This window comes from Actinomadura fibrosa, assembly GCF_900659615.1.
Lineage (GTDB): Bacteria > Actinomycetota > Actinomycetes > Streptosporangiales > Streptosporangiaceae > Spirillospora > Spirillospora fibrosa.
The window spans coordinates 1-16906 of the sequence record NZ_CAACUY010000200.1 but is presented as its reverse complement, the minus strand read 5'-3'; the positions used below and the strand labels follow the sequence as shown (position 1 = coordinate 16906).

Annotated in this window: 16 protein-coding genes; 9 read left to right on the top strand and 7 right to left on the bottom strand. The window is 73.6% G+C overall.

The window, feature by feature from the left end; translation table 11 throughout:
- Positions 1 to 83: 83 nt before the first annotated feature.
- The 5 genes from ureG to E1300_RS38045 are packed head-to-tail and all read right to left on the bottom strand — an operon-like array spanning position 84 to position 3913.
- Positions 84 to 821 (bottom strand): urease accessory protein UreG, encoded by a 738-nt coding sequence (gene ureG / locus E1300_RS38065; protein ID WP_165503177.1) that lies wholly within the window; start codon positions 819 to 821, stop codon positions 84 to 86.
- A 20-nt stretch (positions 822 to 841) separates the two neighbouring features.
- A complete protein-coding gene (locus E1300_RS38060) occupies positions 842 to 1579 on the bottom strand; it encodes an urease accessory protein UreF (protein WP_131761983.1) in 738 nt (245 codons plus the stop codon).
- A 6-nt stretch (positions 1580 to 1585) separates the two neighbouring features.
- Positions 1586 to 3301, bottom strand: coding sequence for an urease subunit alpha (locus E1300_RS38055; RefSeq protein ID WP_131761982.1), 1716 nt, complete (start codon positions 3299 to 3301; stop codon positions 1586 to 1588).
- The gene (locus tag E1300_RS38050; protein ID WP_131761981.1) at positions 3294 to 3614 is read right to left on the bottom strand and encodes an urease subunit beta; all 321 of its coding nucleotides are present in this window, start codon (positions 3612 to 3614) and stop codon (positions 3294 to 3296) included. Before E1300_RS38050 ends, E1300_RS38055 begins: the two co-directional genes overlap by 8 nt.
- Entirely contained in the window at positions 3611 to 3913 is a 303-nt protein-coding gene (locus E1300_RS38045; RefSeq protein ID WP_131761980.1) for an urease subunit gamma, read from the bottom strand. The genes E1300_RS38050 and E1300_RS38045 overlap by 4 nt, the downstream gene beginning before the upstream one ends.
- 225 nt (positions 3914 to 4138) lie before the next feature.
- Here E1300_RS38045 and E1300_RS38040 point away from each other — a divergent pair, with 225 nt between their 5' ends.
- A complete protein-coding gene (locus E1300_RS38040; RefSeq protein WP_131761979.1) occupies positions 4139 to 5668 on the top strand; it encodes a M20/M25/M40 family metallo-hydrolase in 1530 nt (509 codons plus the stop codon).
- Here E1300_RS38040 and E1300_RS38035 read toward each other — a convergent pair.
- Positions 5655 to 6302 carry a putative glycolipid-binding domain-containing protein gene (locus E1300_RS38035; RefSeq protein WP_131761978.1) on the bottom strand — a complete coding sequence of 216 codons (648 nt, stop codon included), beginning with the start codon at positions 6300 to 6302 and terminating at the stop codon, positions 5655 to 5657. The genes E1300_RS38040 and E1300_RS38035 overlap by 14 nt on opposite strands.
- A gap of 104 nt (positions 6303 to 6406) precedes the next feature.
- Between E1300_RS38035 and dnaG the strand changes: the two genes are divergently transcribed.
- The 8 genes from dnaG to efeB all read left to right on the top strand — a co-directional run bounded on the left by dnaG (position 6407) and on the right by efeB (position 16106).
- Positions 6407 to 8353 carry a DNA primase gene (dnaG, locus tag E1300_RS38030; protein WP_131761977.1) on the top strand — a complete coding sequence of 649 codons (1947 nt, stop codon included), beginning with the start codon at positions 6407 to 6409 and terminating at the stop codon, positions 8351 to 8353.
- A gap of 71 nt (positions 8354 to 8424) precedes the next feature.
- A complete protein-coding gene (gene rpoD / locus E1300_RS38025; protein WP_131761984.1) occupies positions 8425 to 9570 on the top strand; it encodes an RNA polymerase sigma factor RpoD in 1146 nt (381 codons plus the stop codon).
- A gap of 184 nt (positions 9571 to 9754) precedes the next feature.
- Positions 9755 to 11251: a glycosyltransferase family 39 protein gene (locus E1300_RS38020; RefSeq protein ID WP_131761976.1), complete on the top strand. Its 1497-nt coding sequence runs from the start codon at positions 9755 to 9757 to the stop codon at positions 11249 to 11251.
- A 56-nt stretch (positions 11252 to 11307) separates the two neighbouring features.
- Positions 11308 to 11835: a SigE family RNA polymerase sigma factor gene (locus tag E1300_RS38015; protein ID WP_242619650.1), complete on the top strand. Its 528-nt coding sequence runs from the start codon at positions 11308 to 11310 to the stop codon at positions 11833 to 11835.
- Positions 11832 to 12965: a hypothetical protein gene (locus E1300_RS38010; RefSeq protein WP_131761974.1), complete on the top strand. Its 1134-nt coding sequence runs from the start codon at positions 11832 to 11834 to the stop codon at positions 12963 to 12965. Before E1300_RS38015 ends, E1300_RS38010 begins: the two co-directional genes overlap by 4 nt.
- Before the next feature lie 93 nt (positions 12966 to 13058).
- Positions 13059 to 13520 carry a YbjQ family protein gene (locus E1300_RS38005; protein ID WP_131761973.1) on the top strand — a complete coding sequence of 154 codons (462 nt, stop codon included), beginning with the start codon at positions 13059 to 13061 and terminating at the stop codon, positions 13518 to 13520.
- A 148-nt stretch (positions 13521 to 13668) separates the two neighbouring features.
- Positions 13669 to 14823: an iron uptake system protein EfeO gene (gene efeO, locus E1300_RS38000; protein ID WP_131761972.1), complete on the top strand. Its 1155-nt coding sequence runs from the start codon at positions 13669 to 13671 to the stop codon at positions 14821 to 14823.
- Positions 14820 to 16106: an iron uptake transporter deferrochelatase/peroxidase subunit gene (efeB, locus tag E1300_RS37995; RefSeq protein ID WP_131761971.1), complete on the top strand. Its 1287-nt coding sequence runs from the start codon at positions 14820 to 14822 to the stop codon at positions 16104 to 16106. The genes efeO and efeB overlap by 4 nt, the downstream gene beginning before the upstream one ends.
- On the opposite strand, the gene E1300_RS37990 is transcribed toward efeB, so the two are convergent.
- Positions 16103 to 16906: molecular chaperone DnaJ (locus tag E1300_RS37990; RefSeq protein ID WP_131761970.1), on the bottom strand; the 804-nt coding region annotated here is incomplete at its 5' end. The two genes, efeB and E1300_RS37990, sit on opposite strands and share 4 nt — an antisense overlap.

Below are 16906 nucleotides of genomic sequence, written 5' to 3'. Positions count from 1 at the left end.
GTCCGAGCGGAGCCGGGCCAGCCGCGTCCGCCCGTCCGGGCCGCGCTCGGCGGTGACGGCGGCGCGGGCGGCGTAACCGCGGCTCACGCGGTCGGCGCGTGCGCGCGCGAAGCGGCGTCCCGGTGCGCCTCGTCGTGCACTTCCTGGTGCGCTTCCTCGTGCGCCTCTTCGTGCGCCTCCCGCAGGACGGCCCGGACCCATGCGGCGACCTCGGGCGCGGACGGCCGCTCCCGCAGCGAGGTGAACGCGACCGGTCGGCCGTCGCGCACGCGCGCGGCGTCCCGTCCCATCATGTCCAGGTCGCTGCCGACCAGCGGCGCCAGATCGGTCTTGTTGATCACGAGCAGGTCGGCGGCCGCGACGCCGAGGCCGCCCTTGCGCGGGACGTCGTCGCCGCCCGCGACGTCCAGCACGAAGATCTGCCGGTCCGCGAGGCCGCGGCTGAACAGGGCCGTCAGGTTGTCGCCGCCGCTCTCCACGATGATCAGGTCGAGCCGTCCGTGCCGCGCCTCCAGGGCCTCGACGGCGTCGAGGTTGGCGGAGATGTCGTCGCGGATCGCGGTGTGCGGGCACGCGCCCGTCCGCACGGCCGCGATCCGGTCGTCCGGCAGGACGGCCTCGCGGCGCAGGAAGTCGGCGTCCTCGGTGGTGTAGATGTCGTTGGTCACCACCGCGAGCTCCAGCTCGTCCCGCAGGGTCCGGCACAGCGCGGCGGTCAGCGCGGTCTTGCCGCTGCCGACCGGCCCGCCGATGCCGAGCCGCAGCGCCCGGCCGCGCGCGGGCGCGGCGCGGTGCGGATCGTGGTCGTGGACGGCGCCCATGGTTCCTCCGTTGTCGCTTCTCATGACTCGAACAGGCGCAGCTCGGCCTTTCGATGGGTCTCGGCGTACAGGTCGAGCTGGGGCGCGGTGAGCGCGGGCAGCCCGGCCCAGGGGCCGTCCGCGCGGGCGGCGGCGTCGGCGGCGACGGCGTCGATCCGCGCGGCCAGCGTCCCCAGGGCGCGGTTGACGGAGAGGGGGTCCAGGCCGAGCAGCCGGACGGCCGCGGACGCCGCGCCGGTGACCGTCCCGTACGCGGTGACGGCGGCGGCCTGGGCGGCGGTCCCGCCCATGGCGGCCGTGGCGGCGCCGATCACCAGCGGATGGTGCGGTCCGTGCCCGGCCGCGCCCGCCGCCAGGGCGTCCAGGGACGGGTGCGGCCAGGTCGCGCGGGCGACGCGCAGGAGCGAACGTCCCTGCGCACGCGACGCGGAACGCTGCGCGGGGGAGGGCGTCCGGGCATCGGCCTCGGCGTCCAGCAGCCCCCAGCCATCAGGACCCGCGTCGCCAGGGGTCGTGTGACCTTCGCCCACGTCGGCGCGGGTCGTGGCGTGGTGGCAGGACGCCGCGGCCAGGGCGGCGGCGACCAGGCCCGCGGTGGCGAGCCTGCCGCGCAGGAAGGCCGCCAGCGACGCGACATCGGTGACCGCGCCCGCCGCGACGGCCGGTTCGAGGCCGCCGGAGTGGGCGTGGCCGCCGGCGGGCAGGCGCGAGTCCGCGAGGAGCAGCAGGTGCGCGGGCAGGGCGGACGGGGACGGCATCGGCGCTCAGAACAGGAAGTAGCGCTGGGCCATCGGCAGCTCGGCGGCCGGGGCGGGCTCCACCTCGTCGCCGTCGATCGAGACCGTGAACGTGTCCGGATCGACGTCGATCCTCGGCAGCGCGTCGTTCAGCCGCATGTCGGCCTTGGACAGCTCCCGGGTGCCGCGCACCGGCGCCAGCCGCCGCCGGACGGACGGGAGCCGCTCCGCGAGGCCGTCGTCCAGCGCGGCGGGCGACACGAAGTGCAGCGACGCGCCCGCGGCGACCGGCGGCGCGGCGCCGAACATGGGCCGCGGCAGGATCGGCTGCGGCGTCGGGATCGAGGCGTTCGCGTCGCCCATCGCCGCCCACGCGATCACCCCGCCCTTGAGGACGACCTGCGGCCGCACCCCGAAGAACGCCGGATCCCACAGGACGAGGTCGGCGAGCTTGCCGGGCTCGACCGAGCCGACCTCGGCGTCGAGGCCGTGCGCGACCGCCGGGTTGATCGTGTACTTGGCGACGTAGCGGCGGGCCCGCAGGTTGTCGGCCGGGCCCGCGAGCGCGCCGCGCCGCCGCTTCATCGCGTGCGCGGTCTGCCAGGTGCGGATCACGGTCTCGCCGATCCGCCCCATCGCCTGCGAGTCCGAGCCGATCATGGAGATCGCGCCGAGGTCGTGCAGGACGTCCTCCGCCGCCATGGTCGTCGGGCGGATCCGGGACTCGGCGAACGCCAGGTCCTCGGGGACCGACGGGTTGAGGTGGTGGCAGACCATCAGCATGTCGAGGTGCTCGTCGAGCGTGTTGACGGTGTGCGGCCGCGTCGGGTTGGTCGAGGACGGCAGCACGTTCGGGTGCGACGCGACGGTGATGATGTCGGGCGCGTGCCCGCCCCCGGCGCCTTCGGTGTGGTAGGCGTGGATCGACCGGCCGGCGATCGCGCCGAGCGTGGACTCCACGTAGCCCGCCTCGTTGAGCGTGTCGGAGTGCAGCGCCACCTGCACCCCGGACGCGTCCGCGACCCGCAGGCACGCGTCGATGGCCGCGGGGGTCGATCCCCAGTCCTCGTGGAGCTTGAAGCCGGACGCGCCGGCGCGCAACTGCTCCCACATGGCCTCCTCGGAGACCGTGTTGCCCTTGCCGAGCAGCGCGACGTTCACAGGCAGGCCGTCGAGGGCCTCCAGCATGCGGTGCAGGTACCAGACGCCCGTCACGGTGGTCGCCTTCGTGCCCTCGGCGGGGCCGGTCCCGCCGCCGATGACCGTGGTCACCCCGGCGCCGAGCGCCTCGTCCAGCAGCTGCGGGCAGATCAGGTGGACGTGCGAGTCCACGGCACCGGCGGTGAGAATCTTGCCGTTCCCGGCGAGCACCTCGGTGGTCGGGCCGATGACGAGGCCGGGATGGACGCCGTCCATCGTGTCCGGGTTCCCGGCCTTGCCGAGCGCGACGATGCGGCCGTCCCGGATCCCGACGTCCGCCTTGACGACGCCCCAGTGGTCGAGCACCACGGCGCCGGTGATCACGAGGTCGAGGGCGCCGTCCGCGCGGGTGGTGCGGGCCTGGCCCATCGACTCGCGGATCACCTTGCCGCCGCCGAACACGGCCTCGTCCCCGGCGCCCGCGGGGCCGCGGCTGCGGTCCTCGGTGACCTCGACGAACAGGTCGGTGTCGGCGAGCCGGATCCGGTCGCCCGCCGTGGGCCCGTACAGCTCGGCGTAGCGGGCCCGGGAGATCTCAGCCATCGAGGGCACTCCCCTCGCGGCCGGGGACGGCGCGCAGCCCCGGGACGACGCGCTCCCCGGCGAGCGGCACGAGGACGACCTCGTGCGTCATGCCGGGCTCGAAGCGGACGGCGGTCCCGGCGGGCACGTCGAGCCGGTGCCCCCAGGCGGCGTCCCGGTCGAAGTCCAGCGCCGGGTTGGCCACGGCGAAGTGGTAGTGCGACCCCACCTGCACGGGCCGGTCGCCGGTGTTGACCACGGTGAGGGCCGTGCGGGGACGGCCCGGGTTCAGCTCCACGGCGCCCTCGCCGGGAACGATCTCGCCCGGGATCACGGGACGGGCCTGTGCACGGTGACGAGCTTCGTCCCGTCGGGGAACGTCGCCTCGATCTGGACGGAGTCGAGCATCTCCGGAACACCCTCCATGACGTCCTCGCGGGTGAGCACCGCGCGGCCGGACTCCATCAGCTCGGCGACGGTCCGCCCGTCCCGCGCGCCCTCCAGGACGTGCACGGCGATGATCGCGGTCGCCTCGGGGTGGTTGAGCCGCAGCCCGCGCGCCCGCCGGTCCCGTGCCACCTGGGCCGCGACGTGGATGAGCAGGCGCTCCTGCTCGTGTGGAGTGATCAGCACACTCCGGACGCTATGCGCCGCGGGGCCGTTCGGGAACGGCCGGGTTGCGCTTTTAACAGCCATTTCACATGCCCGCGCCCGCGAAACGTCTCCGACATATCCGACATATCTGTCGGGGCGGTGCCGGTCACCGCGGAGAATACGCGGGTGAGCGGGGCATTCACGCCCGGTCACCCTAGGAATCGGGCACCCCCCGTGTCAGTCTGATCATGGAGGTGAGCTCCCATGTCCGACTCCTCACCCGCCGTCAGCCGCCGCACGTTCCTCCACCGCACCGGCGCCGGGGCCGTCCTGCTCGCGGGCGGCGCCCTGGCGGGCGGCACCGCCGCCGCCGCGTCCGGGACGGCCGCGCCCGCCGGGATCGCCCCGGCCGACCTCGACCCGCTCGCCCTGCTCAAGAGGATGCTGGCCTTCGACACGCAGAACTTCGGGGACGGCGGCGTCACCCGCCCGCACGCCGAGATGCTGAAGTCCGTCTGGAACTCGGCGGGGGTCTCCGCCGAGATCGTCCCGACGCCGAAGAAGGACAACGTCCACCTCATCGCCCGCATCGAGGGCACCACCGCGGCCCCGCCGCTGCTGCTCCTCGGCCATTCCGACGTCGTGCCCGTGGAGCGGGCGAAATGGTCGGTCGATCCGTTCGCCGGAGTCGTGCAGGACGGCGAGATCTACGGCCGCGGCGCCCTCGACATGAAGGGCGCCAACGCCGCCTTCATCACCGCGCTCCTGCGCCACCTCGGCGAGGGCGCGCGTTTCGACCGGGACATCATCGTCCTCACCGACTGCGACGAGGAGGCCGGGCAGTACGGGTCCCGCTGGCTCGCCGAGCAGCACTGGGACAAGATCAACGCGGGCATGGTCCTCACCGAGGGCGGCTGGTTCCTCGCCCAGAAGGACCGCACGACCCCCATGCTCATCACGGTCACCCGCCAGGACAAGGTCTACTTCAACCTCGACCTCGTCGCGGACGGGACGGCCACCCACTCGTCCAAGCCCAACCCGGACTCGGCCATCGCCCGGCTGTCGCGCGCCGTCACCGCCCTGGACACCTGGCTGGCGCCCGTCACCCTCACCCCGGTCACCCGCCAGTACTTCGCGGCGCTGGCCAAGGCCACCCGCGACGCCCCGTTCCGGCGCGCGCTGGAACTCCTGCTCTCCGCGAAGTCGCAGCCCGCCCGGGAACGCGCCGCCGCGCTCGTCGTCAAGCGGAGCTCGTACCCGTGGCTCCACCGCGCCCTCCTCCGGACGACCCACGCCTTCGTCATCGAGGACGCCGGCTACAAGGAGAACGTGATCCCGTCCACGGCCACCCTGCGGGTCAACTGCCGGGGCGTCCCGGGCGGCCAGCGGCCCCGCGACTTCCTGAAGGCCGTCCGGGAGCGGCTCTCGGACCGCAAGGTGGCGGTCAAGCTCGTCGGGAACCCCGGCGAGTCGGAGGAGGACGCCCTGAAACGCCTGGACGAGACGTTCGCCAAGCCGCCGTCCAGCATCGACTCGCCGCTCTACGCCGCGATCAGCGCGGCCGCCGCCAGGACCTATCCCGGCGCGGTCTTCGCCCCCGCCCTGTTCGAGGCCGGGACCAGCCTGGCGCCGTGGACGTCGCGCGGCGTCCCCGGCTACGGCGTCTACCCGTACGTCCTGGACAACGACCAGCTCGTCACCATGCACGGCACGGACGAGCGGATCTCCGTCGCGGCCCTCCGGCAGGGCGCCGAGTTCATGTACCGCATGTTCGACCGCTTCAGGGTGCGGTGAGGGGCGACCCGCCCACGGCCCGCCCGATCCCGGGATAGTCGACCACCAGGCCGTCGCGGTCGAACTCGATGTCCTGCGTGAACCCCGGGCTCGCGAAGCGCACCACCGCGCGGTCGCCGTCCCGGCCGACGAAGGAGTACGTCTGCCGGGACGGCGTGACCGCCAGGTCCGGCACCGAGACCCACGCCATCAGGTGCTCGACCGGCGCCCCGCCGCGCGCCGTGTGGGCGTCGGGGCCGTCCAGGAACCCCCCGCGCAGCACGGGCATCGTGTTGGTGAGCGGCGACAGCCCGAGATCGCAGTCGAGCGCGCCCTCCAGCGCGGCGGCGTCACCGCCCGGCGGCGGCAGCGCCACATGGCCCTCGGAACGCGCGTTCACCGTCCACGCGCCCGCGGGGCGGTTGACCAGTTCCAGCCACCGCCGCCACGGACCCGTCACCCCGTCGTCGCCGGACGCCCGGACGGCGAGCCGCACCGTCACGTACCGGTCGCCGGTCGTCAGCTCGTACTCCAGCCGGTAGGGGAGCGGGTCGCCGCCGATGGCGGAGCCGGTCGCCGCCAGCCGCCCGGCGTCCAGCTCGATCTCCGCCAGCTCCGCGCCTTCCGGCTTCACCCACACACGCGATCTCGCCATCCCCTCAGTATCGAGCCGCCGCCCCGGCCGGGCCCGGGCGTGCCGCGATGCCGGTTCCGGTGTGATGCACCGGATGTCGTGGGCCGGTCGTAGACTCCTTCGTCGTGGCAGGCCGGATTCGCAATGAGGACATCGCGCTCGTACGGGAGCGGGCGTCGATCGCCGACGTGATCGGCGAGTACCTTCAGCTCCGCAACGCCGGCGGCGGCAACCTCAAGGGCCTGTGCCCCTTCCACGACGAGAAGTCGCCCTCGTTCAACGTGACGCCCTCGCGCGGGCTGTACTTCTGCTTCGGCTGCGAGGCCGGCGGCGACGTCATCAAGTTCGTCCAGGAGATCGAGCACCTGTCGTTCTCGGAGGCGGTGGAGCGGCTCGCGGCCCAGGCCGGGATCCAGCTCCGCTACGAGGAGGGCGGCGGGCGCGGCCCCCGGCAGGACGGCGGGCAGCGCGCCCGGCTGATCGAGGCGCACAAGGCCGCCGCCGAGTTCTACGCCGAGCGCCTCCAGTCCCAGGAGGGCTCGATCGGCCGCAAGTTCCTGTCCGAGCGGGGCTTCGAGGCGGCCGACGCCGCCCATTTCGGCGTGGGCTTCGCGCCCCGCGAGTGGGAGGGCCTCGTCCGGCACCTGCGCGGCCGCGGGTTCGCCGACCGCGACATCATCGCCGGCGGCCTCGCGAAGGAGGGCCGCCGCGGCCCGATGGACCGGTTCCGCGGCCGGCTGATGTGGCCGATCCGCGACCTCGGCGGCGACGTGATCGGCTTCGGCGCCCGCCGGCTCTACGAGGACGACGACGGGCCGAAGTACCTGAACACCCCCGAGTCGCCGCTGTTCCACAAGAGCTCGGTGCTCTACGGCGCCGACCTCGCCAAGAAGGAGATCGCCCGGCGGCGGCAGGCCGTGGTGGTCGAGGGCTACACCGACGTGATGGCCTGCCACCTGGCGGGCGTGCAGACGGCGATCGCGACGTCCGGCACCGCGTTCGGCGACGACCACATCAAGATCCTGCGCCGGCTGCTCATGGACCAGGACGAGTTCCGCGGCGAGGTGATCTTCACCTTCGACGGCGACTCGGCGGGGCAGAAGGCGGCGCTGCGGGCGTTCGCCGACGAGCAGAAGTTCGTCACGCAGACGTTCGTGGCCGTCCAGCCGGACGGCCTCGACCCCTGCGACCTGCGCATCCGGCACGGCGACGCGGCGGTGCGCGACCTCGTCGCCTCCCGGCTCCCGCTGTTCGAGTTCGCGGTGCGCAGCGCGATCGAGCAGCACGACCTCGACACCGCCGAGGGGCGGCTCGCCGCCCTCGACGCGGCGGCCCCGGTCGTCGCCGCCATCAAGGACCGCGCGCTCCGCCAGATGTACGCGGTCAGCCTCGACCGCTGGCTCGGGATCATGGACGAGCAGTTCGTGCTGCGCCGCGTCCGCGAGCTCGCCGCCCGCCAGCACGCCGCCCGCGGGCGCGGCGGGCCGCAGGGCCGCGCGAACGGCCCCCAGGGGCGTCCGAACGGAGCCCGGCAGGGCAACGGCGGGTCGGCGGGCGGAGACGTCCAGACGGTGCCCGAGCGGCCGGCCTTCGACCCGAACGACCCCGACGTCCAGCGCGAGCGGGAGCTGCTCAAGCTGGCCGTCCAGCGGCCGGCGCTGCTCGGGCCCGGCTTCGACGAGGTCCCGGCCGAGGCGTTCATCGCGCCGCCGCACGCCGCGGTCCGCGCGGTGATAGCGCAGGCCGGCGGGGTGGTGGCGGCGGGCGCCGTCGCCGAGTGGGTGGCGCGGCTGCTGGAGACCGCTCCCAACGACCAGGTGCGGGATCTCCTGACCAAGCTCGGAGTCGAACCGGTACGGTCCGCACAGGAATCGGACGACCGTTATGCGGTAGAGCTGCTGGCCCGGATACAGGAACGCCAGCTCACCCGCATGATCGCCGACACCAAATCTAAACTCGGGCGGCTGAATCCGGTCGAGCGGCCCGAGGAGTACAACCGGCTCTTCGGCGATCTTGTCGCGCTTGAGCAGCAGAGACGGGTGTTGCGCGAGCGAGGCCTCGGGTCCCTGTAAGTCAAGAGACCGCAAAATAGGTCCTGTGATCTAGACCCCGTTTGACGCAGACTGTCTGCGTGGGCCCTTCGGTGCTGCCAAGCGAGGCGCCATCGGTTGATCAGGTGGCGGACCTCGTCGCACGCGGCAGAGAGCGCGGCGGTGTGACCGTCGATGACGTCGCTGCCGCGCTCGATCGCTCGGACTTGCCGGACGACTCTCTCGAGCGGGTCGTCCGGATGCTCGCAGAGCAGGGGGTAGAGGTCCTCGAATCTCAGCAGGAGACCGAGGACGTCGCGCGAGCGGATGAGGGAGACCTCGGCAAGCGGGCGCCGACGAGCGACCTGGTTCGCATTTACCTGAGAGAGATCGGTCGCGTACCGCTCCTCACGGCAGAAGATGAGGTAGAACTCGCGAAATCGATCGAGGCGGGGCTGTTCGCCGAGGAGAAGATGGCGCACGTCGCCATCCTCTCCCGCGGTGAGCGGATCGACCTCGAACTGCTCGCCCGCGAGGGAGTGCGGGCGAAGCAACGCCTGATCGAGGCCAATCTGCGGCTGGTGGTCTCGATCGCGAAACGCTACGTCGGCCGGGGAATGCTCTTCCTCGACCTGATCCAGGAGGGAAATCTCGGACTCATCCGTGCGGTCGAGAAGTTCGACTACACGAAGGGGTTCAAGTTCTCGACCTACGCGACCTGGTGGATCCGGCAGGCGATCACCCGTGCGATCGCCGACCAGGCCCGGACCATCAGGATCCCCGTGCACATGGTCGAGACCATCAACAAACTGGTCCGGGTGCAGCGCCAGCTGCACCAGGACCTCGGCCGCGAACCCACCCCAGAGGAGATCGGCCTGGAGATGGGCCTGACGCCCGTCCGGGTCGTCGAGATCCAGCGGATCGCCCAGGAGCCGGTGTCGCTGCAATCGCCGATCGGGGAGGAAGACTCCGACCTCGGCGACTTCATCGAGGACGCGGACGCCGTCGTGCCGATCGAGGCGGCGGCGTTCATCCTCCTGCAGGACCAGCTCGAGGACATCCTGGGCACGCTGTCGGACCGGGAGCAGCGGATCATCCAGCTGCGCTTCGGCCTGACCGACGGCCATCCCCGCACGCTTGAGGAGGTCGGCAGGGAGTTCGGCGTCACGAGGGAGCGGATCCGCCAGATCGAGTCCAAGACGCTCGCGAAGCTGCGCCACCCGTCACGGGCGCAGATGCTCCGCGAGTATCTGGACTGAACCCCGCAACGGAGGAAGCGAGGCGGTCGGACCGGCCGCCCTTCCAGGACCCGGTCGGCGGGCCGGGACCCGGAAGGGCGGCCGGTCCCGCGCGTGCGGCACCTCCAGCGCCCCGAGAAGGGGCTCCTGTGAAGAATGAGGTGATCGGGAGGCAACCTCTGGTGGTCGGCTGAGTCTCTCTGGCATGACCATCCAAGATGATCGGACTCTGGCCGTCCTCCCGCCGCGGGGGAGACCGGACGCCGGTGACGCGGAGCCCGTGCCGCCGCCTTCACGGTGGTGGGCGGTGCTCGTCCCGGGAATCCCGTGTGCGCTGGCGGCGGCGCTCGGGCTCTGGGGAGCGGACCGGCTCTCGTTGTGGCGGGACGAGGCGGTCACCGTCGGCGTGTCCCAGCGGTCCGTGGGCGACATCCTGCGGCTGGTGTCGGACGTGGACGCCGTGCACGCCGCGTACTACCTGCTCATGCACGGCGTCATCGCGCTGTTCGGGACGGGCGAGTTCGCCCTGAGGCTCCCATCGATCATCGCGTTCGCCGCCACCGCGGCCGGGGTCGCGGCGCTCGGCCGCCGCCTGGTGTCCCTGCTCGGCGGGCTGCTCGCCGGGGTGCTGTACGCCGCCTCGCCCTTCGCCGACCGCTACGCCCACGAGGCCCGGCCCTACGCGATCGCCACCGCGCTGGCGGTGCTGGCGACGCTCCTGCTCGTCAGGGCGGTCGAGACGGGGACGTGGCGCAGGTGGGGGCTCTACGGCGCGGCCCTGGCCCTTCTCGGAGCCGTGCACCTGTTCGCGCTGCTCGTCGTCCCGGCGCATCTGGTGGCGCTGGCGGGTGCCCGCCGGGCGGTCCGGCGCTGGCTCGTCGCCGTGTCAGGAGCGGGGGTCGCGCTGAGCGGGCTGATCGCCGTGGCCGCGTCCCAGCGGAGGGTCCTGGAGTGGGTGCCGCGTCCAGGGTGGCGCGACGCCCGCTGGCTGGCCGAGGGGTTCGCGGGCTCACCCGCGCTCCTGTGGCTGCTGGGCGCGGCCGCCCTGGCGGGGGCCGTGTCCGCGCGGCGCCGGGGACCCGTCGACGTCCGGATGCTGGCCGTACCGTGGCTGGTCCTGCCGCCGGCGGTGCTCCTGGCGGTCTCCCAGTTCCACCCCTGCTACGTCAACCGGTACGTGATCGCCAGCCTGCCCGCGTTCAGCCTCCTCGCGGCCGCCGGGCTGGCCCGGCTGCCGCGGGGGACCTGGGCCGTGGCGCTCGTCGCGGTCGCGGTGCTCGTGGCGCCGCGGCAGGACGAGGTGCGCCGGCCCGAGACGGCCTGGGACCAGATGCGCGAGGCTTCGGCCATCATCGGCGGACGGGCCCGGCAGGGCGACGCGGTCGCCTACGTCCCGATCACCAAGCGGCTGGTGGCCGAGGCGTACCCCGGCCCGTTCCGGGAGCTGAGGGACATCGGCCTGGCCGTGCCGCCGGCGCGGGCGGCGAACTTCGGCGGGTCGGAGGCCGGCGCGGCGGAGCTGCGCGACCGCCTGCACGACCCGGCGGTGCGGCGCGTCTGGCTCCTGGAGGGCGAGTGGCCCGTGCGCGACGGCACGCTGGACGCGCAGAACCGGGCGAAGATCGACGCTCTGGAGGCCGGGTTCCCGCACCGGGAGGCGTGGCGCGTCCGGGGCCTGACGATCACCCTGTACGCGCGATGACCGGAACACGCTCCCCCTCCGGGGCAACCTCATCGGCGCCATGGCGTCTCTTCACCGTGGAGCCGGAGCTGGAGGTGCGGCCCGTGCCGTCCGAGCAGGACGCCGAGGGCACCGTGACCGCGCTGTACGCGGCGCACGCGCTGGAACTGGTGCGGCTGGCGCTGGTCATGGTCGGCGAGCGCGAGACCGCGGAGGATGTGGTGCAGGACGCGTTCATCGGCCTGTACCGGCGCTGGGACGGGCTGCGGGAGCGCGGGAAGGCCCTGACCTACCTGAGATCGTCGGTGCTCAACGGGTGCAGGTCCGCGCTGCGCAGGCGGCGGTTCACGCCGTGGACCGACCGGCCGCCGGCCGTTCCCTCGGCGGAGCACGAGTTCCTCGGGCGGGAGGATCACCGCGAGGTGCTGAGGGCGCTGCGGCGGCTGCCGCACCGCCAGCGGGAGACGCTGGTGCTGCGGTACGTCTTCGACCTGTCCGAGGAGGAGATCGCCGAGACGATGGGCGTGACCCGCGGCACCGTGAAGTCGAACGCCGCGAAGGGCCGGGCGAACCTCGGGCGGCTTTTCGGAGAGGAGGACGGATGAGGATCGAGCACCGGCTGAGGGACGCCGCCCGCGAGGAGATGGTGCGGGTCGGGCAGGAGGACCTGAGGCCCCTCGAACTGCCGCGCCACCGGTCGCGCCCGTCGTGGCGTCGGCTCGTCCCGGCGGTCGCCGTCCCGGCGGCGGTCGCGCTGACCCTGGTCTTCGCGCACCTTCCAGGACGCGAGGCGAATCCGCCGCCGCTCAGCGGCGGCGACGGCCCCCCGTACTTCGTCACGCTGCCGGCCGGTGCGGCGACCGCCGGCGCGGCCGTCCACGACGCCGTGACCGGGAGGAAGACCGCCGAGATCCCGGCGCGCGGGGGCTACGCCCAGGTCGCGGCCGCCGGTGACCGGCGCACCTTCTTCCTGGCCGAGGACGAGGGGCCGCGCTGCTCCGTCCGGGTCGACCGGGTGCGGCTCGCCGGCGACGGGACGGTCGCGGCGAGGTCGGCGGTCCCCGGCCGCTTCCCGTTCGACGTGACGGCCGGCAGGATGGCGGTCTCCGAGGACGGTGAACGCCTCGCCTTCGGCGGCGGGGTGAGCATGAGGTCGGTTCCGCAGATCGACGAGCGCGACTGCGGGCAGCCGAACGGCATCACGGTCGTCGAGACGAGGTCGGGCGCGCGGCGCGTGTGGAAGGTGCCGCCCAACCCCGAGTACGAGCCGGTGGAGAACGCGAGCCCGTGGTGGGGCGCCGACGGCCGGACCCTCTACTTCCTGGCCGCTTTCGCCGACTCCGCCGTGGAGGTCATGGCGCTCGACACCCGCGCCGGAGGCTCGGACCTCGCCACCGCCGCCGATGTGGTGTTCCCGGCGCGGTGGGGTGAGATGAAGGCCACCGGGCTGCTGCACGCCACCCCCGACGGCCGGACGTTCACCGTCGTCGTCTGCGACCGGCGGGAGCGCTGTGGCGTGGAGGACGTCGCCGCCTTCACCGGGCGCCGCGTCCGCAGGGTCGCGGCGCTGCCGCCGGCGGACTGGACGCTGGTCTCGCCCGACGCGACCGGCCGTCACATGATCGCCCTCATCGCCCCCGGCGAGGACGAGCGCATCATCGCCGGCCGCATCGACGACGGCTACTTCCGCAGGCTGAAGGACTACAGCGGGGATGCCGGAGCGGCCGCCTGGTGACCCGGCGGACCGGCGGCGGACCGTGCGGCGGGAGCGTGCGCCCGGCGGGCATCGCGTCACATTTCGTCCGCGCGGTGGATTACCGTGGTCGGCATGCTGATCGTGACGACTGACGGCGTGGCCGGGTATGAGATCCGCAGCGTGCTCGGCGAGGTCATGGGGACGTCCGTCCAGTCCGACCAGGGCCGGCCGGCGGCGCCCCACGGGAGCGCGGGAAGCAGCGCGACGTTCCGGGTGACCGGCGAGCAGCCCGGCGCCGGCCTCGCCGCGGCCCGCCGCGAGGCGGTGGACCGCCTCGGCGAGGAGGCGCGCCGCAAGGGCGCGAACACGGTCGTCGGCATGCGCTTCGACACCGCGGCGCTCGGCGGCGCGTTCGAGGTGTGCGCGTACGGGACGGCCGTGTGGGTCGAGCCCGCCGCGCAGGCCCGCGACCAGGTGCAGCAGATGCCGCAGCACGCGCAGCAGGGGCCCGTGCCCCCGTTCGGCGAGCCCCAGACGGGTCCGCCGATGGCGGCCCGCAACCTGACCATCGGGCTGCACGACCGTCCCCGCTGACACCCGGTCCGCGCGGCGCCGGCACGGCGGGTGATCTTCGCAGGTCGCCGCGGCACGGGCCCGTGCCGCGGGGGCGACTTGACTTCGCCACCTAAGGACTGGCTAATTTAGGCGAGCCTAACCATAATTGCCCGCCCTGGAGCCCCCCATGCGTCGTCCTGTCCCCGTGCGCCCCACCCGCGCGCTCGCCCTCGCGGGCGCCGCCGCCGTCTCGATGTCGCTGCTCGCCGCCTGCGGGGGTGACGACGGGGACAAGGCGTCCGCGGCGGACGCCGTCGCGGTGACCGCCACCGACGACTCCTGCGAGGTCGCCAAGAAGGACCTCGCCGCCGGGAAGAACACCTTCAAGGTCACCAACAAGGGCTCGAAGGTCAACGAGTTCGAGGTCCTCAAGCCGGACGGCAGCATCCTTGCCGAGCGCGAGAACATCGGCCCCGGCACCAAGGTCGACTTCGTCGTGAACCTGTCCGCCGGGGCGTACAAGGTGCTGTGCAGCGCCGGCCAGACCGGCAAGGGCCCGACGCAGGACGTCACGGTCAGCGGCCAGGCGAACGGGGCCGGCGACCAGCGCCTCACGCAGGCCGCCGCCGCGTACAAGGCGTTCGTCATCACGAACGTCAACGACACGATCGCCAAGACCAGGCTGTTCGTGGACGCGGTGAAGGCGAACGACGTCGCGAAGGCCAAGGAGCTGTACGCGCCGTCCCGCGTCGGCTGGGAGACGATCGAGCCGGTCGCGGAGAAGTTCGGCGACATCGACCCGAAGGTCGACGCGCGTGAGGCCGATCTCAGCCCCGCCGAGCGCAAGACCTGGTCCGGCTGGCACCTGCTGGAGAAGGCGCTCTGGAAGGACGGCTCCGTCAAGGGCAAGGGGAAGGTCGGCGACCAGCTCCTCGCCGACCTCGGCACGCTCAAGTCGCGGCTGCCCGGCCTCACCCTCGACCCGGTGAACGACATGGCCGCGGGCGCGAAGGAGCTGCTCGACGAGGTCGCCACCGGCAAGGTCACCGGCGAGGAGGAGGCGTTCAGCCACACCGACCTCGTCGACTTCAAGGCCAACGTGGACGGCGCGGCGAAGGTCTACGAGCTGCTCAAGCCGGTCGTCCAGCAGAAGGACCCCCAGCTCGCCAAGGACCTCGACGAGAACTTCGCGGCGGTCGGCGCCCTGCTCAAGAAGCACGAGAAGGGCGACGGCTACGAGTCGTACGACAAGGTCGGCAAGGACGACCGCAAGGAGCTCGCCGACGCGGTGAACGCGCTGGGCGAGCCGCTGTCCAAGCTCGGAGGAGCGGTGGCGAGATGACCGATGCCGGATCGCAGGAGGACGCGCGCGAGCGGACGGGCGCGCCCGCGGAGCAGGGCGGCCGGCTGTCCCGGCGCCGGATGCTCGGGTTCTCCGGCGCCAGCCTGCTGGTCGGCGCCGCGGCGGGCGCGGGCCTCGACCGCGTCGCCTCCGCCGCCGAGGAGAAGCCCGCGGCGGGCGGCTCCATCCCCTTCCGCGGCCCGCACCAGGCGGGCATCGCGACCCCCGTCCAGGACCGGCTGCACTTCGCCTCGTTCGACGTGACCACGGGCGACCGCGCCAAGCTCGTCGGCATGCTCAAGGAGTGGACCGCCGCCGCGGCGGCCATGACGGCGGGCCGCGCGATCGGGCAGGGCGCGGTCGGCGGGCTCGCGGTCGCGCCGCCCGACGACACCGGCGAGGCCGAGGGCCTGCCGCCGTCCCGTCTCACGCTGACGATCGGCTTCGGCCCGACGCTGTTCGAGAAGGACGGCAAGGACCGGTTCGGCCTCAAGGCGCGGCGCCCGGCGGCGCTCGTCGACCTCCCGCACTTCCCCGGCGACAACCTCGACCCGGCCCGCAGCGGCGGCGACATCGCCGTGCAGGCGTGCGCGGACGACCCGCAGGTCGCCGTGCACGCCATCCGCAACCTGGCCCGCATCGGCTTCGGCGTGGTCGCGGTCCGCTGGTCGCAGCTCGGCTTCGGCAAGACGTCCTCGACGACCCCGGACGCGCAGACCCCGCGGAACCTGTTCGGCTTCAAGGACGGCACGGAGAACATCGCCGGCACCGACCGCGCGCTGCTCGACCGCCACGTGTGGGCCGCCGCGGGCGACGGCTCCGGCTGGATGGCGGGCGGGTCCTACATGGTCGCGCGCCGCATCCGGATGCACATCGAGACCTGGGACCGCACGTCCCTGCGCGAGCAGGAGGACATCTTCGGCCGCAGCAAGGGCGAGGGCGCCCCGGCGGGCGCGGCGAAGGAGCGCGACACGATCGTCCTGGCGCGGATGAAGCCCGACGCGCACGTCCGCCTCGCGCACCCCGACAGCAACGGCGGTTCGCGGATCCTGCGCCGCGGCTACTCCTTCACCGACGGCTCGGACGGCCTCGGCCGCCTGGAGGCGGGCCTGTTCTTCATCGCCTTCCAGCGCGACCCGCGCACCGGCTTCATCCGCATCCAGCAGTCCCTGGCGGGCGACGCGATGAACGAGTACATCCAGCACGTGGGCTCGGGCATCTACGCCTGCCCCCCAGGCGTGAAAGAGGGAACCTACTGGGGCCAGGGCCTGTTCGAAGGTTAGGCCTGGCCGGCGCGTTCGGACCGGATCCTTGCCACCACGTCGCCGGCGGCGGTCTTGATGGACTCCAGTTCCTGGAGGTAGGCCCAGTAGTCGGGGTGGGGGCCCGTGAGGGTCTTCGGGGCGTTCTCCAGGCGTTCGACGAGGGAGTCGAGGACGCGGGCGTGGTGCGGGGCGGCCCCGCCGGGCTGGGCCATCGCGAGGCGCTGCGCGTCCCGCACGGCGAACCGCACGCCCTCGACGGGCCCCTCGGGATCGGCGGCGACCGCCTCCAGCTCGGCGACCCGTCCGGTGACCTGGCCGGCGCGGCGGTCGGCGGCGTTCAGCTCGGTGCGCGCGGCGGTCAGGGCCCGCTGCGCCTCCTTCCACTCGCTCCGCCCCGCGGACGCGGACGCCTCGTTCAGCCGCTCGCGGGCGCGCGTCACGCCCGCCTCGATCGCCTCGGGCGCGCCGCGCAGGTCCTGCCAGCAGGCCTGCGAGTAGCCGCGCAGCAGCACCTTCATCGCCTGCCTGACGGGCTCCACGCGGTTGGCGACGACGTCGACGCGGGTCCGGACGGAGGCAAGGGCGTTGCGGACCTTCCCGGCCATCCGCGGTAGCTCCTCGGCGGCCTCCCGTGCCCGCTCGGCCGCCGTGCGGACCTCGTCGGCCTTCCGCATCGCGCCGTCCAGGCCGAGACCGCCGAGGCCCTGCGAGCCGAGCAGGGCGAGCGCCTCCCTGGCGCGGGCCAGCTCCGCCTCGGGGTCCGAGGCGTCCATGCCGGCCGTCCGCGCGGCGGCCACGGCGGCGTCGGCGGCGGCCAC